Consider the following 24,654-nt stretch of genomic DNA (forward strand, 5'->3'; position numbering starts at 1 on the left):
AGCCGGGCCACAGTCGTCAACGGTTCCCCGGGAGTTGGTATGAACCACCTTCCGGCGGATTCTCCCCGCCACCCGCGGCTGGTACTTGATTCCCATGCGCCTCAACAAGATTGTCGCCGCGTTCACCCTGGTCCCCGCCATCCTGCTCTCCACCGTCACCGCCGCCCAGGCCACCGGGCCGTGGCAGAAGATCGGTTCCGACGTCGCCCGCCCGCTCGACGAGAGCCAGGGCCTGGCCACCATCGAGCGTCCCGGTGGCACGACCATCCGCTACACCGGGATCGGCACCATCCCGCCGGGCGTGGCCGCCCGCGGCTGGAACCACGTCGGTGACCCGGGCACCGCGAAGGGCTACTACATCGAGCCGTACCAGCGCGACGACCGCGGCGCGAAGCTGTTCCGCGTGCAGGCGCCGGACGGTTTGTGGTCGGAGTACCAGCACGCGCTGGAATCCTGGGAGGCCAACAACAACTCCTTCGCCGCGGTCTCCCCCGACGGCGGCTGGATGGTGGCGGGCGAGTACGGCACGATGGACCGCTTCCTGGTGCACCCGACGCCGGGCATCGTCGCCAAGAACCCGTCGCAGAACCTGCCCTACGCCTTCGCGATCCGCCTCGACCGGCCGGTGCGGGACATCCAGGGCTGCGACTTCGTCACCGCCACGCAGCTGCTCTGCTCGTCCAACGATCCCGCTGGCTCCCTGTTCGGCATCACCAAGCCACTGCTCCAGGTCGACCTCGCGGGCGCGCTCAACGGCTCGGACGTGACCGGCCGGGTCAGCGCGCTGGGTCAGCTGCCGCTGGAAAGCGGGTGCTCCGGTGAGTTCGAGACCGAGGGCATCGACTTCGACGAGCGCGACGGCACGCTCCGGGTGGTCGTGCTCTCGCCCAGCATCTGCGTTGCCTTCGATAGCAAGACCTGGCGCTTCCGCCGCTGACCCCCACGCCCGGCACCGCCCGGCGCCGGCTGAATGCTATGAGTGGGGCATTACTTGCGTCCATTGCAAGTAATGCCCCACTCATAGCATTGGCGGGGCGCCGCCCGGGTGGGTCAGCGTTCGGTGACCCGGCCTTCGGCGACTTCGAGGCGCCGGGTCACCTCGACGGCGTCCAGCATTCGGCGGTCGTGCGTGACCAGCAGCAGGGTGCCGGGGTAGGTCGCCAGCGCGGCTTCCAGCTGCTCGATCGCGGGCAGGTCGAGGTGGTTGGTGGGCTCGTCGAGCACCAGCAGGTTCACCCCGCGGGCCTGCAGCAGCGCGAGCGCCGCACGGGTCCGTTCGCCGGGTGAGAGGGTGACCGCCGGGCGCAGCACGTGGACCGCCTTCAGCCCGAACTTCGCCAGCAGCGTGCGGACCTCCGCGGGCACCAGCTCGGGCACCTCGGCGGCGAACGCGTCGAGCAGGGCCTCCTCGCCGAAGAACAGCTTGCGTGCCTGATCGACCTCGCCGACGACCACCCCGGAACCCAGCGAGCACTGCCCTTCGTCCGGTTCGATCCGGCCGAGCAGCGCGGCCAGCAGGGTCGACTTGCCCGAGCCGTTCGCCCCGGTGATCGCCACGCGATCGGCCCAGTCGAGCTGGAGGTCCACCGGCCCGAGCGTGAACTCGCCGCGGCGCACCACCGCGGCCCGCGCGGTGGCCACCACCGCACCGGACCGGGGCGCGGCGGCGATCTCCATCCGCAGCTCCCACTCCTTGCGGGGCTCCTCAACCGCGTCGAGCCGCTCGATCAGGCGCTCGGTCTGCTTGACCTTCGACGCCTGCTTCTCCGTCGCGTCGGCGCGGAACTTCCTGGCCATCTTGTCGCCGTCGGAGGACTTGCGGCGGGCGTTGCGCACGCCCTTGTCCATCCAGTTGCGCTGGGTGCGCGCCCGCGCTTCGAGCCCCGCGACCGTGCCGGAGTACTCCTCGTACTCCTCGCGCGCGTGCCGCCGGGCGATCTCGCGTTCCTCCAGATAGGACTGGTAACCGCCGCCGTAGGAGTTCACCTGCTGCTGCACGAAGTCCAGCTCGACCACGCGGGTCACCGTCCGGGTGAGGAACTCGCGGTCGTGGCTGACCAGCACGGTGCCCGCGCGCAGCCCGCCGACGAACTTCTCCAGCCGGTCGAGCCCGTCGAGGTCCAGGTCGTTGGTGGGCTCGTCGAGCAGGAAGATGTCGTAGCGGCTGAGCAGCAGCGAGGCCATGCCCGCGCGGGCGGCCTGCCCGCCGGACAACGCGGTCATCGCCTGGTCCAGTCCGACGTCGAGACCCAGCTCCGCGACCACTTCGGCGGCGCGATCCTCCAGGTCGGCGCCCCCGAGCGCGAGCCAGCGGTCCAGCGCGGTGGCGTAGGCGTCGTCGGCGCCCGGCTTGCTTTCGGTGAGCGCGGCGGTGGCGTCGTCGAGCTCCTGCTGCGCCCGCGCGACGCCGGTGCGGCGGGCCAGGAACTCGCGCACGGTCTCACCCGGGCGGCGCTCGGGTTCCTGCGGCAGGTGCCCGACCGTGGCGGTCGGCGGGTTCAGCCGGATGGTGCCCTGCTCCGGCGGCACCAGCCCGGCCAGCGTGCGCAGCAGGGTGGACTTGCCGGCGCCGTTGGCGCCGACCAGGCCCACCACGTCACCCGGCGCGACCACCAGGTCCAGCCCGGAGAACAGCACACGATCACCGTGGCCGGCGGCCAGTTCCTTGGCGACGAGGATTGCGCTCATAAGGAGACCGATGGTATCGGCAGCCTCAGCCCACCTCGGCGGCCGGGAACGGTTCGCGGATCCCGAGGCGGATGTGCTCGACGTGGAAGACGGCTTCGTCGAGCAGCATCGCGACGTGGGAGTCATACAGGCTGTAGACCACGCTGCGGCCCTGGCGCCTGCCGGTGACCAGGTTCAGCGCGCGCAGCAGGCGGAGCTGGTGCGAGACCGCCGACTGCTCCATCCGCACCGCCTCGGCCAACTCGGCCACCGCACACGACCCATGCCGCAGGCGGTTCAGGATGAGCAGACGTGAAGGGGTGGCGAGCGCCTGCAGCGTCTCCGCCACCGCCGCCGCGCTCTGCGCGTCCAGCGACGCCGGAGGCGCCACACGCCCCTCCACCCCATGTCCCATCCCCCCATCCTAACCCGCCCCCGCCCGCCGAACCCCACACTCAGACACCCGAACCCCACGTTCAAACACCCGAGTTCCACACTCGGGCACCTGAATCCCGCGTTCCGGGCACCGAGTCCGCAGAAGTGAGACTGGAGTACCCAGCATTCAGGCGCGAGGCGAGGTACAAAGCCGAAACCGACGCGCACCCGGACCCTCCCCATCCCGGTCCAAAGCACAGAAAACCATCAGCTGCCAGGATGGGCACCGAATGGATGCGCATAGACCTCCGCGAAGGCGTCCTCCCGATTCCGCCGCGCCTCATCAGAAAGCCCGGCGAACGCCGACTTGTCAGCCCCACAAGCGACATCCCGGCTCGGCCGGACGCCCTCCACCAAGAACCGGTTCACCGCGTTGTTCGCGCAGGCGTTCTCCGACAGGTAGGCCCCGTGCCCGCCCTGGTCCACGGTGACCATCCTGGCGCGATCACCCAGCGTCCGCCGCATTTCACGGGCACCGGCCAGCGGGGTCGCCGGGTCGCGGCGGTTCTGCACCAGGAGCACAGTGGACGGTCCCTCACCGGTGATCCGCACCGGCGGCTCCACCGGCTCGGTCGCCCAGAAGGCACACGGCCAGACGTTCGCCGACGCCGCCCCGAACATCGGGTACCGCTTGCGGTCCTGCTCCACGTTGCGCTGGTACGCCGCGACCGACTCCGGCCAGTCCGCGTCCCCGCACAGCACGTAGAGCTGCGACGAAAGCAGGTTCGCGAAATCCTGCGCGGCCGCCGCCCCGGCGGACGGGTCCGTCCGGTCCAGCGCCTGCCACTGCTGGGCCAGCACCGGGAAGTTCCCGTCCCCGTAGAGCGAACCGAACGTGAGGTGGCGGAACAACGCGCCGTTCACGCCGGCGACCGGGTTCGCGTCCAGCTTCGCGGCGAGGTCGAAGTACTTCGCCTTGACCTCGCGCGGAGTCCGGCCCAGTTCGTAGCTGGTGTGCCGGTCGGCCGCCCAGCGGGCGAAGTCGGGGAAACGGTCTTCCATGCCCTGACCCAGGAGCCGCGCACCGGTGATGTCCAGCCCGCCGGTCCCGGTCACGCTGTCGAGCACGAACCGGTCGGTGCGGTCCGGGAACAACGTGGCGTAGACCGCACCGAGATAACTGCCGTACGAACCGCCGAAGTAGGAGATCTTCGGCTCGCCAAGGGCTTCCCGGATCCGGTCCATGTCGCGCGCGGTGTTCGCCGTGGTGATGAACGGCAGCCGCGGACCGCTCGCGGACGCGGCGCACTGCTGCGCCAGCCCCTGCGCGACCTGCGCCCTGGCCACCACGTCGGCCGCGTCCTTGGCATACGGCGGCACGTTGCTGACGATCTGCTCCGGCCGCAGATCACAGGTGACCGGCGAGCTCTGGCCGACCCCGCGCGGGTCGAAGCCGATCAGGTCGTAGGTATCGAGCACGCTCGCCGGTATCCCGGACAACACCAGCGACATCGGCATGTCCAGCCCCGCCCCACCGGGACCGCCGGGGTTGAGCAGGAGCACCCCGCGTCGCTGGGGAGCGGCACTGGGCAGCTTGGAGATCGCCAGCTCGAGCTGCTCACCGCCGGGATCCCGGTAGTCGAGCGGCACGGTGAGCGTGGCGCACAGCAGCGGGCCGCCGTCCGCGCATGGTGTCCACTGTGGACCTTGTGCGGCCTGCGCCGCCGGGGCCAGCACCGCCGCGGACACCACCGCGACGACGGCCGCCATGGACTTTCGCATCGAACCCCCAGGGGTCTCGGCAACGAGTCCGCCCCAGCCTAGGAAGCCCGGCCGCCCGGCACATCCGCCTCCGGGCTGAGCCCGCGTCACCCCATGGTCGCTCCCCCGCGCGACACGAATGTGGCTTTGGGGGCGGATTCGGCCCCCAAAGCCACATTCGTGTCCACCTCAGCTCACACCGGCACCGAGACGAACGTCTTCCCGTCGAAGTTCTCCACCTCCACGGCGGCCACCTGATCCGGCGGCACCAGTGCCGCGCCGTCCAGCTTCGTGCCGTCGCGCTCGCCCGCGGGTGAGACCAGCCAGCTGCCCGCTTCCGCACGGGTGCCGTCCTTGCCCACCACCATGATCCGGCACTTCTGCCCGGCCGGGATGCCCTTGATGTCGGTGCTGATCCGGACCCAGCCCGCCGCCGGTTTCACCGTGGCGGTCATGCTGGCGCCGGTCCCGGGATCGGTGCCCGCGCTGGTCTTCGTGCCCGGTGGCAGCGCCACCACCTCCGGCGCGTCGGGTGCCGACTGCTGGCCGACGATCACGCCGCCGCCAAGGAAGGCCGCGGCCACCACGGCCGCCGCCACGCCGACGGCGAAGCGCCGCTTGCGTTCCTGCCCACCACGCTCGGTGCGCACCTGCCGCAGCGTGCGCTGCAACAGCAGATCCCCGCCCTCGGGCGGGCCGTCCAGCAGCGCCTCCGGCGGTACCTCGCCGAGCGCGTCGTGCAACTGCCGCAGTTCGTCCAGCTCGTCGGCGCACCGCGTGCAGGCCGCGACGTGTTCTTCCACCGCGCGCACCTCCCGCTCGTCGAGCGCACCCAGCGCGTAGGCGCCGAGCAGATGCGCGTCGTGTCCCGTGTTCATCCGGCCACCCCCTTCAGCGCCAGTTGCCGTCCCAGCGACGTGTTCCGCAATGTTCGCAAGGCGTAGTGCGATCTCGACTTCACCGTGCCCGGTGCCACCCCGAGCGCCGCCGCCGCCTCGCTCACGCTGCGGCCCTCGAAGTAGATCTTGACCAGCACGTCCCGGTGGTCGGCGGAGAGCTGGTCCAGCGCTTCCAGCACCACCACCGAATCCACCACCGAATCCGCGTGGTCCCGTTGCACCGGCGGCTTCTCCGGCACCTCGGGCACTTCCGCGGGGCGGGCCGACTTCGCCCGGAACCGGTCGGTGATGATGTTGCGGGCCACGGTGAGCAGCCAGCCGCGCACCGAGCCCTTGCCGTTGACGAGCACGTCCGGATTACGCCAGGCCCGCACGAGTGTCTCCTGGACCACGTCCTCCGCGGCCGCCCGGTCCCCGGTCAGCCGCGTCGCGTAGGCCAGCAGTGCGCGCCCGTGCTCCTCGTAGACCGTTCGGATCAGTGCCTCGTCGGCCGCGGGTTCCCGTTTCCGGGACCACAACGCCGCCATCCAGCTCTCCTCCCCGCCCGTGGGCGCGTAAGTGACCGCGTAACCGTGCCACGCACCGGCAGCACAGACACGGGGCATCCGGCGGTCCGGTTCGAATCTTTTCCGACCGGCTCCACCGGTCACCCGAAGGGCTTGCCCTGTTCGGCTGACGCGGTAGCGTACGGTGACGGTTCGGCGACCCATCGCACGAAGACGGAAGAGGGCGTGGAGAAGCGCAAGTCGGCACCTGCGGCGGATCTGGTCTGGGCGTATTACCTGGTCGCGGGCGCATTCACCGTGGCCGCCTACTACACCGCCGTGCTCTCCGGCGGCCCCCCGGTGTTGCGCGTGACGCTCTACTGCCTGGTGTCCGCCTCGGCCGCGGCGGCGGTGCTGCTCGGCTGCGTGCGCAACCGCCCGCGCTCGTGGCTGCCGTGGGTGCTGCTCGGCCTGAGCCAGGTCGTCTACGCCGCCGCGGACGCGAACTTCTACGTCACGCACTTCATCCTGGGGAAGACGTCGTTCCCGGCACCGGCCGACGTGCTGTACCTGTCGCACTACCCGCTGGTGGTGGCCGGGCTGGTGCTGCTGATCCGCCGCCGCACCACCGGCCGTGACGTGCCGAGCCTGCTCGACGCCGCGCTGCTCGCGGTGGTCGCCGGCATGCTCTCGTGGCTGTACCTGATCGGCCCGCAGACCGAAGCCGACTCGCCGCTGCTGGTGAAGGTGGCGTCGATGGCGTATCCGATGATGGACCTGGCCATGTTCGCCGTGGCGGTGCGGCTGATCCTCGGGCGCGGCCGCCGCAACACCGCGTTCGTGCTGCTGTCGACGAACCTGCTGGCCTTCTTCGCCGCCGACAGCACCTACGTGTTCCAGCAGCTCGACCAGACCTACGCCGCGGGCAACTTCCTCGACGCCTTCTGGCTTTCCGGCAACCTCGCGCTCGGCGCCGCCGCGCTGCACCCGAGCATGGCGCACCTCGCCGATCCGGACGGCGCCCCGGATCGCGGCCCGGGGCCGCTGCGCATCACCGCGTTGTGCGCGGCCGCGCTCATCGCGCCGGCGACACTGCTCGTGCAGTACGCGCACGGCGCCTATTCCTCGATCCCGATCGTCGGGTGCGCCTGCGCGATCCTGTTCGTGCTGACCATCGCCCGGCTGGCCGGGCTGGTCTCCGAGCAACGCAGGCTGGCGATCACCGACGGGCTCACCGGCCTGCACACCCGCCGCTACTTCGAGGCCGAACTGCCCGCCGAGATCGCCCGCGCGCGGCGGGCCGGTTCCGCGCTGGCCGTGCTGATCGCCGACGTGGACCACTTCAAGTCGATCAACGACCGCTACGGCCACCCGTGCGGGGACCAGGTGCTGGTGGAGATCAGCCGCCGCCTGCGCAGCGCCACCAGGGACACCGACATCCTGGCGCGCTACGGCGGTGAGGAGTTCGCCCTGCTCATCCGCGGCTCCGGCGGGGAGGAACCGGCGGTGATCGGCGAGCGGATCCGCCGCGCGGTGGCCGACAGCCCGGTCGCGATCGACGGCGGGCACTCGCCGATCGAAGTGACGATCTCGGTGGGCACGGCGAGCTTTCCCTTGCACGGCAAGACTCCCGCGGATCTGGTCGGCGCCGCCGACCGCGCGCTCTACGCGGCGAAGAACCGCGGCCGCGACCGCGTGGTCGGCTGGCCCGCCGAACCCGAGCCCGACGAGGACGCCGGGCTCACCTACCTGCAGCGGATCGCCGACGAGGTGGACGGCTGGCTGTCCACCCACGAACACGGCCGGGCGGTCGGCCGGTGGGCGGCGCTGGTGGCGGGCGAACTGGGCCGGTCACCGGCCAGCGTGCGGCTCGCCGAACTCGGCGGACGGCTGCACGACGTCGGGAAGATATTGGTACCCAAGGAGATCTGGGAGAAGCGCGAGCCGCTGACCGAAGACGAGTGGAAGCAGATCCGGCAGCACCCGGTCTACGGGTACCGGCTCGCGCTGGCCGTGCCGGGCCTGGGCGGGGTGGCCGACGTGATCCGCCAGCACCACGAGCGGTTCGACGGCCAGGGCTATCCCGACCGGCTCGCCGGGACCGCGATCCGGTTCGAAGCGCGGATCCTGGCCGTGTGCGACACCTGGGCCGCCATCCTCGCCGACCGGCCCTACCGCCCGGCGCGCACCGAGGCCGAGGCCGTGCGCGAACTGCTCGACGCCCGCGGCACCCAACTCGATCCCCAGGTGGTGACCGCGTTCCTCGACCTCCACGCGCGGGGAGAGCTCGGCGCGCTCCCCCGCGCGGGCGTCACTCAGGCCGGCTGATCGGCCAGCGTGTTCCAGAACATCAGCTCGTAGCTCTGGAACAGCCGGGCGTACCGCCGGGCCTCGCGGTCGTCACGCCCGGCGTCGAGGCCGGTCTGGACCGCCGCCGCGGCCTGCTCGGCCTGGCCGGGCGCGGGCGTGGCGAAGAAGTCGAAGAAGGCGCACGCCTCGTCGTCGAAGCCGTACTGCTCGCGCATCGCGCCGGTGATCGCGGCGCAGTAACTGCCCCAGGCGGCGAAGTTCGAATAGAGCGCGACGACCACATCGGCCGGTTCGCCGTTCAGCGCCAGCCAGGCGAAGTACGCCGGGTACGCCTGACAGCCCGCCTGCGGCTCGTAGGCGTCGAGGGCGGCCTCGTCCAGCCCGACCGCGGCCGCGAGCGCGGGCAGCTTGTCCAGCGCCAGCCGCTCACCGGCGGCGAGGTCGGCGAAGAACTCCCGCACGGCGAGGTCCTCGCTGCGCGCGGCCAGGGTGAGGCAGCTGCGCCAGTCGCTGCGCACGATGCGCAGCTCCTCGGCGGCGATGGTGGCGAAGACCGACCGCGGCGCCTTGCCCTCGGTGATCAGCGGCACCAGCCGGTTCTCGCTGTCGCGGGGTGCCAGTTCCGCCTGGACCGAGGCCAGCAGTTCCGTTGCGGTCATCGCGAGGGGACTCCTTTGTTGCTGGTAGTTGCCACTTTCTGACTCCGTGTAACCAGCACCGTACACCGGATCGGGTGAGGCAGGGGGCCGTCCACCAGCGGGCCGTACACCGGTTCGCGTGAACGGCCGCCAGAACCGCGTAAGCCGGCGCGTACTCGAGCATCCCAGTGTCGACAGAAATGAAGGAAGAAGGTGGCCAGAGATGAACGACGCCGTACACCAGCACCAGTTCGTGTCCCTCAGCGACGCGGACGCGCCCGTGCTCTCCCGCTTCTCGTACTCGGCGGCCGAGCCGTTCGCGGTCTCCCTCTCCTTCCAGTCCGGCGACGGCACCTGGACCGACTGGACCTTCGCCCGGGACCTCCTGATCGCCGGACTGGCCGGGCCGGTCGGCGAAGGCGACGTCCGCATCCGGCCGGAACTCGCCCGCGACGAAGAGTTCTTCGCCGTCGAATTCGAGTCCCCCGGCGGTTACGCGCTCGTCGAACTCCTGCGCAGCGACGTGGAAACCTTCATCGAGGCCGCCTCGGGCGTCGTCCCGATCGGCACCGAAGAAGCCTTCTTCGACGTGGACGCGCTCATCGACGAGCTGACCAACGTCTGAGCCCGGCTCAGCGGTGACGGGCGGCCGCCCGCACGGCGGCACCCGCGCCGAGGGTGAGCACCACGACGGTGAGCCCCCAGCGGCGCTTCTCCTCGGTGTCCATCGCGGTTTCCGGCCTCGGTGCCGCGGCCGGCCTGATCGGCGCCGCCCGCTTCCGCGTGGAAGCGGGCGGCGCCGATTCCGGTTCCGGCGGGGTGGTTTCCGGGGGCGGCGGAACCACGGCCTGCCGGCTGGTCGGTGGTGGCTCGGTCGTCGCCTTCGGTGGCGGCTTCGGGGCGGGCGGCTTCGGCGGCGGGGTCGGGGCGGGCGCCGGCGGTTCCGGCTCCGGCGGTGGCTCCGGCGGAGGGGGTGGGGGCGGCGGAGGCGGCGGCTCGGGTGGGGGTGCCGGCGGTGGTGGCGGCGGTGGGGGCACCGGCGGTGGTGGCGGGGGCGGTGGGGGTTGTTGCGGCGGGCAGGGTGGTTTCGGCGCGCACAGCGGCCAGATGAGGCACAGGCGCAGTTCCACCTCCACCGCGGCGGAGTGGGCCGGACCGGCGGCGGGTGCGGCCGCCAGTGCCGGTCCGGCCATGCTCAGCGTGAAGCCCGCGGCCAGTGCGGCACCGTAGGCGCCGTAGTGCGCGGGCCGCATCACGCGAGCCGGTCGACGGCCCACCGGAAGGCTTCCGGCTCCACCTGCGCGCCACCCCCGAACGGGTTCTGCAACTGGTAGATGGCGAACAGCAGCAGGGTGATCGTGGCGGCCAGGGTGGACACGATGATCACGTGGGTGAGCAGTTTGGTGCCACCGAACAGGTTCGGCAGCAACACGGTGATCACGCTGCCGGCGATCAGCACGAACCAGACCACCGCGCCGACGCCGACGCTGTCGGAACCGTTCAGCCGCGCCTGCCGCGCCTGGTAGACCTCCCAGAGCTTGTCCACCGCCTCGGTCTTGCGGCCGACGGAGAAGTCGTCGTCGGGGACCTCGGCGTCGGTGATCGCCGCGCGGAGGTCCTCGAGCTGGCGCTCGGCGGTCCGCGGCACGGACTCGCCTTCGCGCAGTTTCGGCCATTCCTCGGTGGCCACCGTCGAGGCGTACTCGGCGGCGAAGCGCCGCACGTCGGCGGCGACCGGCTCGGGCAGCGAGTCCGCCGCCCAGGCCACCGCCACCAGGCCGTCGGCCTCCTCGTAGGACATGTCATTGGCCTCGTTCACCGCGTCGTACAACGAGATGAGCACGAAGGCCACCAGCACCACGTGGAGGCCGGCGACGATGGTGAACACCTGCCCGGCCGCGTCGTTGTTGCCGGGGCGGCCCTCGTCCAGCCCGAACCGCCGCACCAGATACGCGGTCACCCCCGCGACGACCGCGGCGCCGGCGACCCACAACACGCCGCTCAGATAGATGTTCATCGAACTCCTGCACTTGCCTCGGGCATGATTCGTCCCGCCGGTGGGGAATACCCCGGCGACGGCACCTGGAAATAGCGGCGCGCACGTTTCGGACCCTGCCTCCCCAAGGGTTTTCCGAACTCGAACGCACCCGGTTGAAACCGGCGACCTCCCCTTCGCGGGGCAGAGCGCGAACACAAGTTATCCACCGGCACCCTAAGTCACAAGCCAGCATGAGGCAGTTCATCCGGTTGGTGAACCGGCCCATGATCAACCACCGTTTCGGACCATCTGCCCGGCCGCCGGAGAACCGGGACGAGTACTCCGGCCCGCGTGAGCTCCCCGACCGATCGGCGATTAGGCCGACCGGGTCGCCCGCGCTCACCACCCGTCACCGAAACCACCCGCCCACCGGGCCGGCACTCCATTGGGGACAGTGGGTTTCGGCCCGCCACCCGGCCGCCGGGGGCAGCCCGTTCGGCCCAGCGGGAAGCGGCCGAGCGGCCCCACGAGGACCCGTTCAGCCGATCACCGGGTGCCCCGCTGAGCCGTCCGTGGCCCGGCGGGCGCCGGGCGCTACCGTGCGTACCGGAAAATAGTGGTCAGTGTCATTCCGGGGGATTTCTCGAGCGCATTAATACATCTGCCCGAAAGCCCTTTCGGGTGACTCCCGCGTCAGTTGAGCCGGTGCTAACGTCGCTGCTGTCGACCACCGGGGATCGACACGGCAAATCATCCTGAACCTCCAATACCGGCCGGTCCGCGAAATGGGCGGATTTGCGCCCGGTTCTTCGTGCTGCCGGTGGGTGCCGGCGACCGCCGGGGTGCCGTGAAATCCGGTGCCGAACTGTTCCGACTGTTCCGAACCAGAGATGGGTGGATTCGCAGTGACTGTGACCGAATCGGTCGAGCCGGGTGTCGGCGAGGGACGGCCCCAGTCCAGCCTGGGCACCAAGGCCGCCCGGAACCTGGCCACCACAACCAAGTCCGTGCCGCAGATGCAGGGCATTTCCTCGCGGTGGCTGCTGCGGGTGCTGCCCTGGGTGCAGGCGCAGGGTGGGGCCTACCGGGTGAACCGGCGGCTGAGCTACACCCTCGGCGACGGCCGGGTCAGCTTCACCAACATCGGCTCGGAGATCCGGGTCATCCCCCAGGAACTCCGCGAACTGCCGACGCTGCGGGGGTTCGAAAACGACGAACTGCTCGTCTCGCTGGCCGGGCGGTTCCAGCAGCACGAGTACCAGGCCGGCGACGTGATCGCCGAGGCGGGCACGCCGATGAGCCAGGTACTGCTGATCGCCCACGGCAAGGTCGAGAAGATCGGCCGCGGCCGCTACGGCGACCAGACCGTGCTGGGCGTGCTGGCCGACGGCGAGTACCTCGGCGACCAGGTTCTCGCCGGCGAGCAGGGCGAGTGGGAGTTCACCGTCAAGGCGGTCACCCCGTGCATCGTGCTGACCCTGCGGGAGCAGTCGCTCGGCGAGCTGAACGGCGGCTCGGAGCTGCTGCGCGAACACGTCCAGCGCTCGCTCAGCTGCCGCACGCGCCCGCAGAACGACCACGGTGAAGCCGAGATCAACCTGTCCTCCGGGCACGAGGGCGAACCCGAACTGCCGTCCACCTACGTCGACTACGAACTCTCGCCGCGCGAATACGAACTGAGCGTGGCGCAGACGGTCCTGCGGGTGCACAGCCGGGTCGCGGACCTCTACAACCAGCCGATGAACCAGACCGAGCAGCAGTTGCGGCTGACCATCGAGGCGCTGCGCGAGCGCCAGGAACACGAGATGATCAACAACCGCAGCTTCGGCCTCCTGCACAACGCCGACCTCAAGCAGCGCATCCACACGCGCAGCGGGCCGCCCACCCCGGACGACCTCGACGAGCTGCTCGCCGTGGTGTGGAAGGACCCGGCGGTCTTCCTGGCGCACCCGCGCACGATCGCCTCGATCGGGCGCCAGTTCAACAAGCGCGGGCTCTACCCGTCCGCCGCCGAGATCGAGGGGCACCGGCTGCCCGCGTGGCGCGGGATCCCGATCCTGCCGTGCAACAAGATCCCGGTCACCGACACCAACACCAGTTCCATCCTGCTGATGCGCACCGGCGAAGCGGCCCAGGGCGTGATCGGGCTGCACCAGACCGGCATCCCCGACGAGTACCAGCCCGGCCTTTCGGTCCGCTTCATGGGGGTCAACGAGCAGGCGATCATCTCCTACCTGGTCAGCGCCTACTACTCCGCGGCGATCCTGGTGCCCGACGCGCTCGGCGTGCTGGAGAACGTGGAGATCGGCCGCGACGGCTGATCGAGTCCGCCCGAGAAGACCCGACCAAGCCCGACCGAGGAAGCACACGCACTGAACCGGGGAGCGAAATGACAGTCACCGAACCCGATCTCGAGGTCGACACCGGCCAGCCGAGCCGGCAGAGCCTGGGCACCGCGGCCGCGCGGAACCTGGCCACCACGACCAAGTCCGTGCCGCAGATGCAGGGGATCTCCCCGCGCTGGCTGCTGCGCGTGCTGCCGTGGGCCGAGGTGCCCGGCGGTTCGTACCGGGTGAACCGCAGGCTCAGCTACGCCGTCGGCGACGGCCGCGTCACCTTCACCAACACCGGGGCCGAGGTCCGGGTGATCCCGCAGGAGCTTCGGGAACTGCCCGCGCTGCGTGACTTCGAGGACGCCGACGACGACGCGGTGCTGACCGGCATGGCCGACCGGTTCCGCCAGCAGGAGTTCGCCCCCGGTGACGTGCTCGCCGAGTTCGGCCACCAGGCCGACCAGGTGCTGCTCATCGCCCACGGCAAGGTCAACAAGATCGGCACCGGGCAGTACGGCGACCAGACCGTGCTCGGCGTGCTGGCCGACGGGGACCACCTCGGCAACTCGGTGCTGCTCGAAGGCGACGGCATCTGGGAGTTCACCATCAAGGCGGTCACGCCCTGCACGGTGCTGTCGCTCTCCCGTGCCGAGGTCGAGGCCTTCCTCGACCGGTCCGACAACCTGCGGGCACACCTGGACCGCCTCCGCGCCGATCCGAAGAAGGCGCAGAACAAGCACGGGGAAGCGCAGATCAGCCTGGCCTCCGGGCACGAGGGCGAAGCCGAACTGCCGTCCACCTTCGTCGACTACGAGCAGTCCCCGCGCGAGTACCAGCTCAGCGTGGCCCAGACCGTGCTCCGGGTGCACAGCCGGGTCGCGGACCTCTACAACCAGCCGATGAACCAGACCGAGCAGCAGTTGCGGCTGACCGTGGAAGCCCTGCGCGAGCGGCAGGAACACGAGATGATCAACAACCGCGACTTCGGGCTGCTGCACAACGCCGACCTCAAGCAGCGCATCCACACCCGCAGCGGGCCGCCCACCCCGGACGACCTCGACGAGCTGCTGAGCAGGCGGCGCAAGACCGAGTTCTTCCTGGCGCACCCGCGCACGATCGCCGCCTTCGGCCGCGAGTGCAGCAAGCGCGGTATCTACCCGGAGGGCAAAGAGCTCGAGGGCAAGCCGGTGCACGCGTGGCGCGGGGTGCCGCTGCTGCCGTCGAACAAGATCCCGATCAGCGACGGCGGCACCTCCTCGGTACTGGCCATGCGCACCGGCGAGGAGAACCACGGTGTGGTCGGGCTGCACCAGACCGGCATCCCGGACGAGTACGAGCCGGGCCTGAGCGTGCGGTTCACCGGGATCAACGACCAGGCGGTCATCTCCTACCTGGTCAGCGCCTACTTCTCCGTGGCGATCCTGGTGCCCGACGCGGTCGGGGTGCTGGAGAACGCCGAGATCACCCGCTGACCGGAAGGCGACTGCGATGTCCACTGTGGAAACCATCGGCGACGTGCGCACGGCAGGCGAAATCCTGGCGTGGAGCCGGGCCTCGGTCGAACCGGCGCTGCGGGCGGCGGTGGACACCCTGCCGGGTTCGCTGCGGCGCATCGCCGGTTATCACTTCGGCTGGCTGGACGAACGCGGCAGGCCCGCCGACGGCGACGGCGGCAAGGCACTGCGGCCCGCGCTCGTCCTGCTCTGCGCCGAGGCGATGGGCGGTGGCGACGCGATCCCCGCGGCGGTAGCGGTCGAACTGGTGCACAACTTCTCGTTGCTGCACGACGACGTGATGGACGGGGACACGACCAGGCGGCACCGGGCGACCACCTGGCACGTGTTCGGCACCGGCGCGGCCATCCTCACCGGGGACGCGCTGCTCACGCTGGCGATGGACGTGCTGGCCGACAGCGGGCAGCCCTCGCTGCGCGTGCTCAGCGCGGCGGTCCAGGACCTGGTGGAGGGCCAGATCGCCGATCTGTCCTTCGAGCAGCGCATGGACGTCACGGTGCCGGAGTGCGTGCGAATGGCCGAAGGCAAGACCGGCGCGCTGCTGGGCGCCTCGTGCGCGCTCGGGGCGCTGGCCGCGGGTGCGGAGACCGAGCGGGCGGGCGAACTGCGGTTGTTCGGCGACCAGCTCGGGCTCGCCTTCCAGTTCATCGACGACCTGCTCGGCATCTGGGGCGACCCATCGGTGACCGGGAAATCGGTGCACAACGACCTGCGCAGCCGCAAGAAGTCCCTGCCGGTGGTGTCCGCGCTGACCTCGGGCACCCCGGCCGGGCGGGAACTGGCCGAGCTGTACCACGCCGCGGAGCTGACCGAGGCCGGGCTGGTCAGAGCCGCCGAACTGGTGGAACTGGCCGGCGGCCGGGCGTGGAGCCGGGTGCAGGCCGACGACCTGCTCGGCGAGGCGAGATCGAGGCTGCGAGCGGCCCGGCCGGAGAGCCGGGCGGCCACCGGACTGGAGACGCTGGCGCAGCTGGCCACGCACCGGGACCACTGAGAACGCCCGGGTGGATGGACACGGAGGTGGCTTTCGGAGCGATTTTCGCTCCGAAAGCCACCTCCGTGTCACTTGTCACCGGCCGAAGCCGGGATCGTCCGAGCCGAGACTTTGGCGGCGCTCCCGAGTATTTTGACCTGGTGAACGATCGCCGCCGGTGGACGTGGGCCGGCGGCTTGGTGCCCACGGAAGTTCCGTCCACGGACGCTCTGGTGGTGGACTCCTGGCTGCTCGACCGGGGTGCCGTGCGTGGCCTGCGCCGGCACCGCGCCCGGTTCACCAGGGGCGCCACCACCATCGCCAGGATCCATGAGTCCTCTGTGGACAGATTCTGGGCGGCGGTGGTGGCCGAGCTGCCGCTGCGCGAGCGGTGGTTCCCGCGGGTGGAGGCGCACGCCGACGGCTCGCTGGTGTTCTGGCTGCGCCCCGCTCCCCCGCCGCGCCCGGAAACCCGCCTTTGGATCCCGGCGGAGCCGGTCGTCCGCGCCCACCCCCGGATCAAGGGCCCGGACCTGCCGATGCTCGCCGAACTTCGGGCCCGCGCGCAGGACACCGGTGCCGACGACGCGCTGCTGCTCGACGAGTCCGGCTGCGTGCTGGAGGCCGCGAACGCCGCGCTGCTCTGGTGGCGCGGCGACCACCTCTGCGCGCCCGCGCGCAACCTCCCGGTGCTGCCCTCGGTGACCGTCGCCGAGCTCGGTATCCCGCTGAGTGAGGAATGGGCGCTGCCCGCCGACCTCGAAGGCACCGAGGTCTGGGCGGTCAACTCACTGCACGGGATCAGCCCGGTCACCGGCTGGACCGGCGAACCGGGTCCCGCGCTCGCGCCGGTGGACCACGACCGGCTGACCCGGTTCCGCGACGCACTTGCCACCGCGCCGACCTATGTGGGATGAACGGTGTTCGCGAGGGTGAGGGGGGCGGTCCGGCGTGGACGGCATGGCGAGCCTGCGGCACGCGATCGAGACGGTGCCGATCCCCGGCGCCCCGCCCCGCCTGTCCCACAACGGCGCCGCGGTCGGCCTGGCCCTGCTCGACACCGCGCTGCGGCTCAACCACGTCCGGCGGCTGACCGAGCGCCTGACCGTGGTCGAGCACGGCACCGCGCGGCGCACCACCGACGTGGACATCAGCCTCAAACTGCTCGACGAGGGCCAGCGGCAGGCCACCGCGAACCTGCAGCACCTGATCGGCCGCGAACACGGTGAACGCGCGGTTTCCCGGCCCGGCGGCACCACGCTCTGGGTGCCGATCGCGCGGCTGCCACGCAGCGGGGTTTCCCCGGTCGACGTCTACGACGGCGCCGGCGAGAAACTGCCGCGCCTGACCCAGCACGAGACCTCACGGCTGCTCGCCTCCGGCCTCTACCGCCTGCTGCGCGGCATCCTGGCCAGCGACGAAAACGCGAACTCGCCCAAACAGGACCTCAGCGCGTTCCTGTTCTGGCTGCACGAACCGCGCTGGCTGATCCAGCGGGCGCTGCTCACCCTGCTCACCGAACGGGACCACCCCGCCGAGCAGTTCACCCACCCGCCCGCCGAGGGCATGGTGGCCGGGCACGGCAAGCAGTGCCGTGACATGGCGCTGGGCATCCTGGACGGCTACGCGCACCTGCTGCGGGACTACGCGCGGCTGCTCGACGTGGCCGTCCGCGACTACCTGCTGGTGATCGCGCTGGACGACGCCGTGGACGAGCACCGGCTGAACTACGAGACCCCGCTGTACGTTAGCGCCGACCGGCCACGCCGGTTCGCCGAGCACTGGCGGCGGGTACGGGCCAGCCACAGCGGCTACTTCGCCCGCTACGACACGGTCATCCCGGCCACGCTGCGGTCCTACCACCTGGTGGTGCAGACCGCGCCCGAGGTGGATCTGACCCGGATGTACCTGACCACCGACGCCGACGGCCCGCTGGCGCGCGGCCTGGCCGCCGACCTGAGGTCGCTGGGCAGGCGGCCGCTGGCCGCGACGAAGACCGCCGCGGGCAAGATCCTCGAACTGCAGACGCAGACCGTGCTGCGCAAGCTGGCCGACCTGCTGCGGCGCCGCAGGTGGGAGGCGAGCCGGTCCGGCGTCGAACTGCCGGAGTCCGCGCTGCCGGTGACCCACCGCCTGGCCGCCGCCGCGACCACCGGCGAGGCGGTGCGCCTGGCCGGCAACGACGTGGACAACGCGCTGCTGCGTCATCCCGAGGTCACCGGGGAGAACCTGCTCGCGGCGGCCGACGAGGTCAGCCGCCGCGAACTCGGCCAGGACCTGGTGGTGGTCGGCAACTTCACCGACAACCAGGCGCAGGCGTACTGGCGGCGCTCGGCGGGCGAGGGCGGCTACGGCGAGCAGGTGCGGATCCGCGCCGGGCTGGTGCTCAAGGACTCCGGCGAGGCGGGGCCGCGCAGCGTCATGTTCTACGCGCTCGCGGTCGCCGCGACCGTGTGGGTGCTGGGCTGGCTCCTCGTGGGCAGCCCGCTGCCGTACGGGCGGGAGGCGACCGAGGCGCTGGGCGAGGTCGGCGACGGGCAGTCGGTGATCACCATGCTGCTGCTGGTGCCCGGCTTCCTCTACACCCGCCTGACCCTGCCGCCCCGCCGGTCGGTGGCCGCCTACCTGCGGACCCTGCCGCGCACACTGGGTCAGCTGTGCATCGTCTCCCCCGCCGGGCTGGCCGCCGCGATCGCCGCGCAGAGCAGGGGTGAGGTGGTGCAGGTGTTCCTCACCATCGCGGTGGCGCTGCCGGTGCTCACCGCGCTCATCCTGTGCAGCCTGCGGTCGTGGCGGGACGAGCGGATGCCGCTGAGCCGCATCGGCGTGCCGAAGTGGGCCGGGAACGGGCCGATCGCCAGTACCCCGCTGCCGCCGAACGTCCGGTTCGACTCGGCGGGTGGTCTCCGATGAGCGAGCCCTCCATCCGCACCATCGCCGACCTGGCCAGGGCCGGGTTCGAGATCGCGCGCCAGTCGCTGACCCAGGTGGACTACGAGGTGCACCACGTGGCCGCGCGGCCGGGCTACCTGCACGAACTGGCGCTGTCGCCGGACTCGGTCTTCGTGGAGACCCTGTGCTCGGCGGCGAACGGCGGTGGCGTGGTGATCGGCACGCGCACCAGGGCCGCGACGGACGGGCCGGGCCAGGACCCGGCCGACGGCCCGCGCGGCGGCGCCCGGCCGGAACCGCTGGCCGAGGGCTGGCTCTTCCGCGACACCGCGCTGCCGAACCCGACGTTCATCTACGAGTCGGCGCGCACCTTCGAAGGCCTCGTGGTGATCGACCGGCTCGCCACCGAAGCGCAGGACTGGCACGGGATCGCGGTCCGCGACCTGACCAAGGAGATCTCCGAGGTCGCCACGAGGGTCGCCGGCGCGCCACTGCTCACCCTGCAGTGCCCGGCCCAGCTGCCGACCGTGGTGAAGACCCGCGGGCACGACCTGCGCACGCGCAAGGAGTCGCCGTCGCCGTGTTCCTCGCTGGCCGTGCGGTTCTCGATCGCGCTGCCGGACGCCTCCGCCGAGCGGCGGCTGGAACTGGGCGACCGGCTGCGCGCGCTGTGCGAGGACTACGGCTTCGGGTTCTGGATCGCCGACACCCGGCCGGGGCACCGGCCGGGCAACTGGTTCGAGGTGTGCCGGGACGTGCGGCGCACCGGACCGGCCACCGGCTCCAAGCCGATGAGCACCTGCCTTCCGCTGACCTGCGCCGGACCGGCCCGGGTCGGCTCCACGCACGCGATCATCGCCTTCCTCCAGCGGTATCCGCAGGTGGGCGTGGCCGGGTGCACCGGGACCTCGCTCGACGACCTGGCCTTCATCCACTTCCAGCTGTCCATCGAGGGCGTGACCGCGGAACGGCTGAACAAGATCCTCACGAAGCTGCTCTCGGCGGACACGGTGCCATCACGCCCGCACGAACTGTTGCGCAAGCTGTTCTTCCGGCTCGGCCTGCAAGCCATCCCCGACGAACCGGCCAACCGCGACCGCACCCACCCGGCCAGCGACTACCAGACCTTCCTCGGCCCGGCCTTCGACTACCGGCCGCCGCTGGCGGGCGAAATCATGGCGGTGTGGGTGTCGTGGCGGATCGCCTTCTCCGGTGACGGGCTGGCGGCGCCGCTGGACTGCCTGCACGGCGCGCTGCGCGAGGTGCTCGGCGAGGACGCGGCGGCGGTGTCGGTGGAGTACCTGATCTGCCGGGCGACCGAGCAGTCCGTGGTGCGGGCCAAGGGAAAGCTGGGCGTGCCGCGGGCGGTGGTGGAGCGCTTCGGCGGCACCGGTGTCGAACGGGGCGAGTCGCGGATGTGCGCGCTGCTCGAAGACGCCTGGAAGCACCAGTCCGACCAGTCCGAAGTGGACGGTATCGCCGAGCTGACGGTGGCCTGGCGCGAAGCCTGGCTCGGTCACTGGACCTACAGCTGAGCTCAGACGACCTGCGCCCGCAGCGCGCGGAAGGTGACCGGGTCGAGTGCCGCGGGCTTTTCCGCCAGCCAGTCACCGATCTCCCAGACGAACTGCTCGGGGGTCATCGGCGGCGCGAGCCAGTCGTCGTCCTCGGTGGTGATCTCGCCCGGCCGGTTCGGGTAGAGCACCATCGCGCCGCGCACCTCGACCTCGGGCAACAGGTCCTGGAACGCCGCGATCGCCTCGGGGAGCTTGGTGCCGCCACCGCGGAAGCGGTTGCCGTTGCGGGTCAGCTCGCCGAGGTCGTCGAGCGCGTAGTGCCCCGGCGGCCAGACCTTCGACTCGATCAGCACCAGCCGCCTGCCGGACAGGATCGCGTGGTCGGTGTCGGCGAACACCGAGCCGGGCCAGGCAAGGCTGTGGAACACGCGCAGGCCGGGCAGCCGGGTCAGGTAGCGGTCCAGGAGTTCGGCGGTGAGCCGTTCGCCGATCTGGTCGGGGTCGGTACCGGTCCGGCCGAACACCGCGGCGTCGCCGAACTCCGCGGTCAGTTCCTTCTCCGCCTTGACATCGGCGGCGTACCCGCGGACAAGCCAGGCACACGCCGCGCTGACCATGGCGGCGAGCACCACCCAGGTGACCACCACCGGCGCGGTGACGTCGAGCGGCAGCAGGATCGGCAGGCACATCGCCAGCCCGCCGGCCGCGACCAGCAGCCAGGGCGCGTGCCCGCGGCCCTCGCGCGGCAGCCGGTCCCCCGGCGCGTCGACCAGCGGCCACCACGGGATCTCGTCGGCCTCGATGTGCGGGCAGACGGGTTCGTAGTCGTCCTCGAACTCCCAGCGGCGGTAGCGGGCGGGCTGGACCGGCTCGGGGTCGTCGTCGGCCTCCCACGGGTCACCGAAGTCGTACTCCGCACGCCGATCCGGGTCGGCGAGGGTCTCGTAGGCCTCGCGCAGCTGCCGGAACGAGTCCGAGCTCCCGCCCGCGTCCGGGTGCATGGCTTTCGCCAGCGCCCGGTACGCCGACTTGATCTCCGCCGCCGACGCGCTCTCGGGAACCCCGAGCAGCTCGTAGTAGTCGACCCCTTGCACGGTCTGGCGCACCTCCTGCGATCGCGCCAACACGATATGCGGTCCGGGCGCGGCGCCCGCCGCCGGACACGCGTTGCCGCGACCGTCCGCCGACGGTGTTCGGCCGTGATGGCGGTTGACGATCATCGGCGGGCGCCGGAAAATCGTGTTCCGGAGTGCAGCCACCGGCCTTGAGGGGATCGGCATGCCAGCAGCTCGCGTTTTGTCCCGACGTTCCTGGCTCCGCCGCGGCACGGTGCTCGCGGCCACCGGAGTGCTCCTGTTCACCGCGGCGCCCGGCGCCTCCACCGCACCCGAAGGCCGGGCGGGACCGGCGTGGGTCGGCTCGTGGACCACCGGGGTCACCGTGGCTTCCGCGGGCACCGGCGAAACCGGGCTCACCGACACCACGCTGCGCCAGGTGGTGCACCTTTCCGTCGGTGGCGACGAACTCCGGCTGCGGCTGTCCAACGTGTTCGGCACCGCGCCGCTGGCGATCGGCGCGGCCACCGTCGCCGTGCAGCACGCTGAGGGCGGTTCGCGGGTGGACGAGGACACGCTGCGGCAGGTCCGCTTCGGCGGTGAGCGGACGACCACGATCCCGATCGGCGCGGAATGGGTGTCCGACCCGATCGAGCTGTCCGTGCCCGACGGCGCGAACCTGAGCGTGTCGCTGCACCTGCCGGGCCCGACCGGGCCGCTCACCCAGCACCGGTCGGCGTTCGCCACGAACTGGACCACACCCGGCGACGAGACCGCCGCCGAGGGCACCGGCTTCGCATCGCTCGGCACGTCGTGGTTCCTGCTCGACGGGGTGGACGTGCGGGCGGTGAGCGCGGGTTCGGCGGTGTTCTTCGGCGACTCGATCACCGACGGCGCGATCACCACGGTGGACCGTAACCACCGCTACCCCGACCGCGTCGCCGCCCGGATGCTGACCAGGCCGGAGCGGGCCGAGTTCGGCGTGCTGAACACCGGCATCGGCGGCGCGCGGCTGCTCACCGACCAGGGCCCGGCCGGGCAGAGCGCGATGGCGCGGTTCGACCGGGACGTCAGCGGGCAGGCCGGTGTGCGCGCGGTGGTGCTGTTGCTGGGCATCAACGACATCGGCGGCACGCGCGGCGCGGTGGCCGCCGAGGACCTGATCACGGTGCACCGCCAGTTCATCGCGCGGGCGAAGACGCTGGGCCTGCGCGTGTACGGCGCGACGCTGCTGCCGTTCGAAGGCGCCGGTTACTACACGCCGGAGGGCGAAGCGGACCGGCAGGCGCTGAACAAGTTCATCCGCACCTCGGGCGAGTACGACGGGGTCATCGACTTCGACCGGGCCACCGCGGACCCGGCGCAGCCCACGCGCATGCGAGCCGCTTACGACTCGGGGGACCACCTGCATCCGAACGACGCGGGGATGGACGCGATGGCCGCCGTCGTGCCTGTCGACCGGCTGGTGCGTTAGGAGCGGGTGTTTTGTCGGGGTCACCCCGGTTTTTCATTGTGACTACGGCGGGGATTCCGGTGTCAAGGCGGGAACGCTTGCCTTGACACCGGAACCCCCGCCGTGTTCTGGGCTTTGGACCGGGGTGAGGGAGGGGCCTGGGTGCCCCCTGGTCTTCAGGCTCCCGGGTTCGGCCTGATGAGTGTGGAGTTCGGCTGCCTGAATGTGGAGTTCGGGTGCACGAGTGTGGAACTGGGCTGCGCGAATGTGGGGTTCGGGTGCGCGAGTGTGGAACTCGGGTGCCTGAATGTGGGGTTCGCCGGGGGCGGGTTCCGGGCGAGTTCTACGTTCGTGCAGTTGAGTTCTACGTTCGGGCAGCTGAACTCCGCACTCGGGAGGCCGAGTTCCACATTCGAAGGGGGGCGGAGCAGGGTCGGGGGTTGCCCGGCCCTGCTCCTCTGCTTCCCGCGACGCCGTTGTCAGGCGGGAATGTTCCATTTCTGGTTGGCCGCACCGGTGCACGTCCAGATCTGCGTGCGGCTGCCGTTCGCCGAGCTGTTGCCGATGACGTCCAGGCACTTGTTCGCGGCGATGTTCACGATGTCCTTCGCCGCCGGGGTGGCCCAGCGCTGGGCACCGGAACCGTTGCAGTCCCACAGTTGGACCACGGCACCGTCCGCGGTGGAGCCGCCGGAGACGTCCAGGCACTTGCCGAGTGCGCGGATGCTGCCGTCGCCGCCGACCGTCCAGTTCTGCGCGGCGTTGCCGTTGCAGTCGGTGATCTGCACCGGCGTGCCGTTCGCGGTGTTCGCGCCCGCCACGTCGAGGCACTTGCCGCCGATACCGGTGATCTGCCCGCCCGGCGACCCACCGCCGCCGTCGTTGGTGACGCGCACGTAGTCGATCAGCAGCTGGTTCGGGAACGGCGTGCTGCTGTTCGGGTCACCGGGCCAGTACCCGCCCACCGCCAGGTTCAGGATCATGAAGAACGGGTGGTCGAACACCCAGCGGTTGCCGCCGAGATCGGCGGGCGTGCGGGTCTGGTAGACGTTGCCGTCGACCGACCAGGTGATCCGGTTCGGCGACCAGTCGATGGCGAAGGTGTGGAAGGCGTCGGTGAACCGGCCGCCGATCGAGTACGCCCCGCCGATGCCGCCCGCGCCCGAATACCCGGGCCCGTGCAGGGTGCCGTGCACGGTGGACGGCTCGAAACCGACGTTCTCCATGATGTCGATCTCGCCGGCCTCCGGCCAGCCGACGCTGCCCATGTTGTTGCCCAGCATCCAGAACGCCGGCCACATGCCCTGGCCGTGCGACATCTTGATGCGCGCCTCGAAGTGCCCGTAGGCCTGGGTGAACCTGCCCGCGGTGTTCAACCGCGCCGAGGTGTACTCGCACCGGCCGTACCAGCACTGGTAGTTCGCCGGGTTCTCGCGCCGCGCGGTGATCACCAGGTTGCCCTGGCCGTCGTGCACGGCGTTGTTCGTGCTGTTCGTGTAGTACTGCCGTTCGTGGTTGTTGACGTTGTCGCCGGTTTCCAGCTGCCACTTGCCGCCGTCGACCGGGGTGCCTGCCGGGAGGTTGAACTCGTCGGCGAAGGTCGTCGCCATGGTGGCCGGTGGTGCGGCGGCGGCCGGGGCGGGACTGCCGCCGGCCGGCGCGGCGACGGCGAGGCTGCCACCCGCCACGACGGCGAGCACCGCCGCGGCCCAGCGGCCGGGTCTGCGTTTGCGGGGGAGGTTTCGAACGAACATCGCGCTCACCTTTCACTGCGGTGGCACTACGGGGGGAACTACTGGGGAGG

20 protein-coding genes are annotated in these 24,654 nt (G+C 71.2%); 10 read left to right on the plus strand and 10 right to left on the minus strand.

The genetic code is table 11. The features are described from left to right. Positions 1-94 precede the first annotated feature (94 nt). Entirely contained in the window at positions 95-937 is an 843-nt protein-coding gene (locus tag L3Q67_RS37780) for a hypothetical protein (RefSeq protein ID WP_499186200.1), read from the plus strand. A 113-nt stretch (positions 938-1,050) separates the two neighbouring features. On the opposite strand, the gene L3Q67_RS37785 is transcribed toward L3Q67_RS37780, so the two are convergent. From L3Q67_RS37785 to L3Q67_RS37805, 5 genes are all read right to left on the minus strand, one after another. Further along, positions 1,051-2,688: an ABC-F family ATP-binding cassette domain-containing protein gene (locus tag L3Q67_RS37785; protein ID WP_499186201.1), complete on the minus strand. Its 1,638-nt coding sequence runs from the start codon at positions 2,686-2,688 to the stop codon at positions 1,051-1,053. 25 nt (positions 2,689-2,713) lie between these two features. Beyond that, complete coding sequence (locus L3Q67_RS37790) at positions 2,714-3,082, minus strand: ArsR/SmtB family transcription factor (RefSeq protein ID WP_499186202.1); 369 nt, start codon at positions 3,080-3,082, stop codon at positions 2,714-2,716. A 227-nt stretch (positions 3,083-3,309) separates the two neighbouring features. Then, entirely contained in the window at positions 3,310-4,824 is a 1,515-nt protein-coding gene (locus L3Q67_RS37795) for an alpha/beta hydrolase (RefSeq protein WP_499186203.1), read from the minus strand. Between the two features lie 173 nt (positions 4,825-4,997). Continuing rightward, the gene (locus tag L3Q67_RS37800; RefSeq protein ID WP_499186204.1) at positions 4,998-5,681 is read right to left on the minus strand and encodes an anti-sigma factor family protein; all 684 of its coding nucleotides are present in this window, start codon (positions 5,679-5,681) and stop codon (positions 4,998-5,000) included. Next, entirely contained in the window at positions 5,678-6,229 is a 552-nt protein-coding gene (locus tag L3Q67_RS37805) for a sigma-70 family RNA polymerase sigma factor (protein WP_499186205.1), read from the minus strand. The genes L3Q67_RS37800 and L3Q67_RS37805 overlap by 4 nt, the downstream gene beginning before the upstream one ends. 204 nt (positions 6,230-6,433) lie before the next feature. Here L3Q67_RS37805 and L3Q67_RS37810 point away from each other — a divergent pair, with 204 nt between their 5' ends. Continuing rightward, a complete protein-coding gene (locus tag L3Q67_RS37810) occupies positions 6,434-8,515 on the plus strand; it encodes a bifunctional diguanylate cyclase/phosphohydrolase (protein ID WP_499186206.1) in 2,082 nt (693 codons plus the stop codon). Here the strand turns inward: L3Q67_RS37810 and L3Q67_RS37815 are convergent. Continuing rightward, positions 8,503-9,156: a heme oxygenase-like domain-containing protein gene (locus L3Q67_RS37815; protein WP_499186207.1), complete on the minus strand. Its 654-nt coding sequence runs from the start codon at positions 9,154-9,156 to the stop codon at positions 8,503-8,505. The two genes, L3Q67_RS37810 and L3Q67_RS37815, sit on opposite strands and share 13 nt — an antisense overlap. A 202-nt stretch (positions 9,157-9,358) precedes the next feature. Between L3Q67_RS37815 and L3Q67_RS37820 the strand changes: the two genes are divergently transcribed. Continuing rightward, positions 9,359-9,760, plus strand: coding sequence for an SsgA family sporulation/cell division regulator (locus L3Q67_RS37820; RefSeq protein WP_499186208.1), 402 nt, complete (start codon positions 9,359-9,361; stop codon positions 9,758-9,760). 7 nt (positions 9,761-9,767) lie between these two features. On the opposite strand, the gene L3Q67_RS37825 is transcribed toward L3Q67_RS37820, so the two are convergent. Together L3Q67_RS37825 and L3Q67_RS37830 are read right to left on the minus strand one after the other, a co-directional pair. Beyond that, entirely contained in the window at positions 9,768-10,388 is a 621-nt protein-coding gene (locus L3Q67_RS37825) for a hypothetical protein (RefSeq protein WP_499186209.1), read from the minus strand. Then, positions 10,388-11,152, minus strand: a complete 765-nt coding sequence (locus tag L3Q67_RS37830) for a bestrophin-like domain (RefSeq protein ID WP_499186210.1) — start codon at positions 11,150-11,152, stop codon at positions 10,388-10,390. Before L3Q67_RS37830 ends, L3Q67_RS37825 begins: the two co-directional genes overlap by 1 nt. Before the next feature lie 866 nt (positions 11,153-12,018). Here L3Q67_RS37830 and L3Q67_RS37835 point away from each other — a divergent pair. From L3Q67_RS37835 to L3Q67_RS37860, 6 genes are all read left to right on the plus strand, one after another. Next, positions 12,019-13,434, plus strand: a complete 1,416-nt coding sequence (locus L3Q67_RS37835; RefSeq protein ID WP_499186211.1) for a family 2B encapsulin nanocompartment shell protein — start codon at positions 12,019-12,021, stop codon at positions 13,432-13,434. A 68-nt stretch (positions 13,435-13,502) separates the two neighbouring features. Continuing rightward, positions 13,503-14,918, plus strand: a complete 1,416-nt coding sequence (locus tag L3Q67_RS37840; RefSeq protein WP_499186212.1) for a family 2B encapsulin nanocompartment shell protein — start codon at positions 13,503-13,505, stop codon at positions 14,916-14,918. A gap of 16 nt (positions 14,919-14,934) precedes the next feature. Continuing rightward, positions 14,935-15,954 carry a polyprenyl synthetase family protein gene (locus tag L3Q67_RS37845; RefSeq protein ID WP_499186213.1) on the plus strand — a complete coding sequence of 340 codons (1,020 nt, stop codon included), beginning with the start codon at positions 14,935-14,937 and terminating at the stop codon, positions 15,952-15,954. Positions 15,955-16,094: 140 nt separating this feature from the next. Continuing rightward, positions 16,095-16,850 carry an aminotransferase class IV gene (locus tag L3Q67_RS37850; RefSeq protein ID WP_499186214.1) on the plus strand — a complete coding sequence of 252 codons (756 nt, stop codon included), beginning with the start codon at positions 16,095-16,097 and terminating at the stop codon, positions 16,848-16,850. Positions 16,851-16,893: 43 nt separating this feature from the next. Beyond that, complete coding sequence (locus L3Q67_RS37855) at positions 16,894-18,846, plus strand: hypothetical protein (RefSeq protein WP_499191742.1); 1,953 nt, start codon at positions 16,894-16,896, stop codon at positions 18,844-18,846. Further along, positions 18,843-20,360 carry a hypothetical protein gene (locus L3Q67_RS37860; RefSeq protein ID WP_499186215.1) on the plus strand — a complete coding sequence of 506 codons (1,518 nt, stop codon included), beginning with the start codon at positions 18,843-18,845 and terminating at the stop codon, positions 20,358-20,360. Before L3Q67_RS37855 ends, L3Q67_RS37860 begins: the two co-directional genes overlap by 4 nt. A 2-nt stretch (positions 20,361-20,362) precedes the next feature. Here L3Q67_RS37860 and L3Q67_RS37865 read toward each other — a convergent pair whose 3' ends face one another. Then, entirely contained in the window at positions 20,363-21,466 is a 1,104-nt protein-coding gene (locus L3Q67_RS37865) for a J domain-containing protein (protein WP_499186216.1), read from the minus strand. A 154-nt stretch (positions 21,467-21,620) separates the two neighbouring features. On the opposite strand from L3Q67_RS37865, the gene L3Q67_RS37870 reads away from it, so the two are divergent. Further along, a complete protein-coding gene (locus tag L3Q67_RS37870) occupies positions 21,621-22,871 on the plus strand; it encodes an SGNH/GDSL hydrolase family protein (RefSeq protein ID WP_499186217.1) in 1,251 nt (416 codons plus the stop codon). A gap of 458 nt (positions 22,872-23,329) precedes the next feature. Here the strand turns inward: L3Q67_RS37870 and L3Q67_RS37875 are convergent, their stop codons facing one another. Further along, positions 23,330-24,604 carry a glycoside hydrolase family 16 protein gene (locus L3Q67_RS37875; protein ID WP_499186218.1) on the minus strand — a complete coding sequence of 425 codons (1,275 nt, stop codon included), beginning with the start codon at positions 24,602-24,604 and terminating at the stop codon, positions 23,330-23,332. Positions 24,605-24,654 lie beyond the last annotated feature (50 nt).

The sequence above is a fragment of the Saccharothrix sp. AJ9571 genome (genome assembly GCF_021725495.1).
Taxonomy (GTDB): Bacteria; Actinomycetota; Actinomycetes; order Mycobacteriales; family Pseudonocardiaceae; genus Amycolatopsis; species Amycolatopsis magusensis.

What these genes read in the sequence shown, in the direction of transcription:
- L3Q67_RS37860 (WP_499186215.1), top strand. Translation starts at nt 18,843, where the DNA reads ATGAGCGAGCCCTCCATCCGCACCATCGCCGACCTGGCCAGGGCCGGG.
- L3Q67_RS37790 (WP_499186202.1), bottom strand. Translation starts at nt 3,082, where the DNA reads ATGGGACATGGGGTGGAGGGGCGTGTGGCGCCTCCGGCGTCGCTGGAC.
- L3Q67_RS37820 (WP_499186208.1), top strand. Translation starts at nt 9,359, where the DNA reads ATGAACGACGCCGTACACCAGCACCAGTTCGTGTCCCTCAGCGACGCG.
- L3Q67_RS37845 (WP_499186213.1), top strand. Translation starts at nt 14,935, where the DNA reads ATGTCCACTGTGGAAACCATCGGCGACGTGCGCACGGCAGGCGAAATC.
- L3Q67_RS37795 (WP_499186203.1), bottom strand. Translation starts at nt 4,824, where the DNA reads ATGCGAAAGTCCATGGCGGCCGTCGTCGCGGTGGTGTCCGCGGCGGTG.
- L3Q67_RS37855 (WP_499191742.1), top strand. Translation starts at nt 16,894, where the DNA reads ATGGCGAGCCTGCGGCACGCGATCGAGACGGTGCCGATCCCCGGCGCC.
- L3Q67_RS37815 (WP_499186207.1), bottom strand. Translation starts at nt 9,156, where the DNA reads ATGACCGCAACGGAACTGCTGGCCTCGGTCCAGGCGGAACTGGCACCC.
- L3Q67_RS37780 (WP_499186200.1), top strand. Translation starts at nt 95, where the DNA reads ATGCGCCTCAACAAGATTGTCGCCGCGTTCACCCTGGTCCCCGCCATC.
- L3Q67_RS37825 (WP_499186209.1), bottom strand. Translation starts at nt 10,388, where the DNA reads ATGCGGCCCGCGCACTACGGCGCCTACGGTGCCGCACTGGCCGCGGGC.
- L3Q67_RS37805 (WP_499186205.1), bottom strand. Translation starts at nt 6,229, where the DNA reads ATGGCGGCGTTGTGGTCCCGGAAACGGGAACCCGCGGCCGACGAGGCA.
- L3Q67_RS37800 (WP_499186204.1), bottom strand. Translation starts at nt 5,681, where the DNA reads ATGAACACGGGACACGACGCGCATCTGCTCGGCGCCTACGCGCTGGGT.
- L3Q67_RS37875 (WP_499186218.1), bottom strand. Translation starts at nt 24,604, where the DNA reads ATGTTCGTTCGAAACCTCCCCCGCAAACGCAGACCCGGCCGCTGGGCC.
- L3Q67_RS37830 (WP_499186210.1), bottom strand. Translation starts at nt 11,152, where the DNA reads ATGAACATCTATCTGAGCGGCGTGTTGTGGGTCGCCGGCGCCGCGGTC.
- L3Q67_RS37785 (WP_499186201.1), bottom strand. Translation starts at nt 2,688, where the DNA reads ATGAGCGCAATCCTCGTCGCCAAGGAACTGGCCGCCGGCCACGGTGAT.
- L3Q67_RS37840 (WP_499186212.1), top strand. Translation starts at nt 13,503, where the DNA reads ATGACAGTCACCGAACCCGATCTCGAGGTCGACACCGGCCAGCCGAGC.
- L3Q67_RS37870 (WP_499186217.1), top strand. Translation starts at nt 21,621, where the DNA reads ATGCCAGCAGCTCGCGTTTTGTCCCGACGTTCCTGGCTCCGCCGCGGC.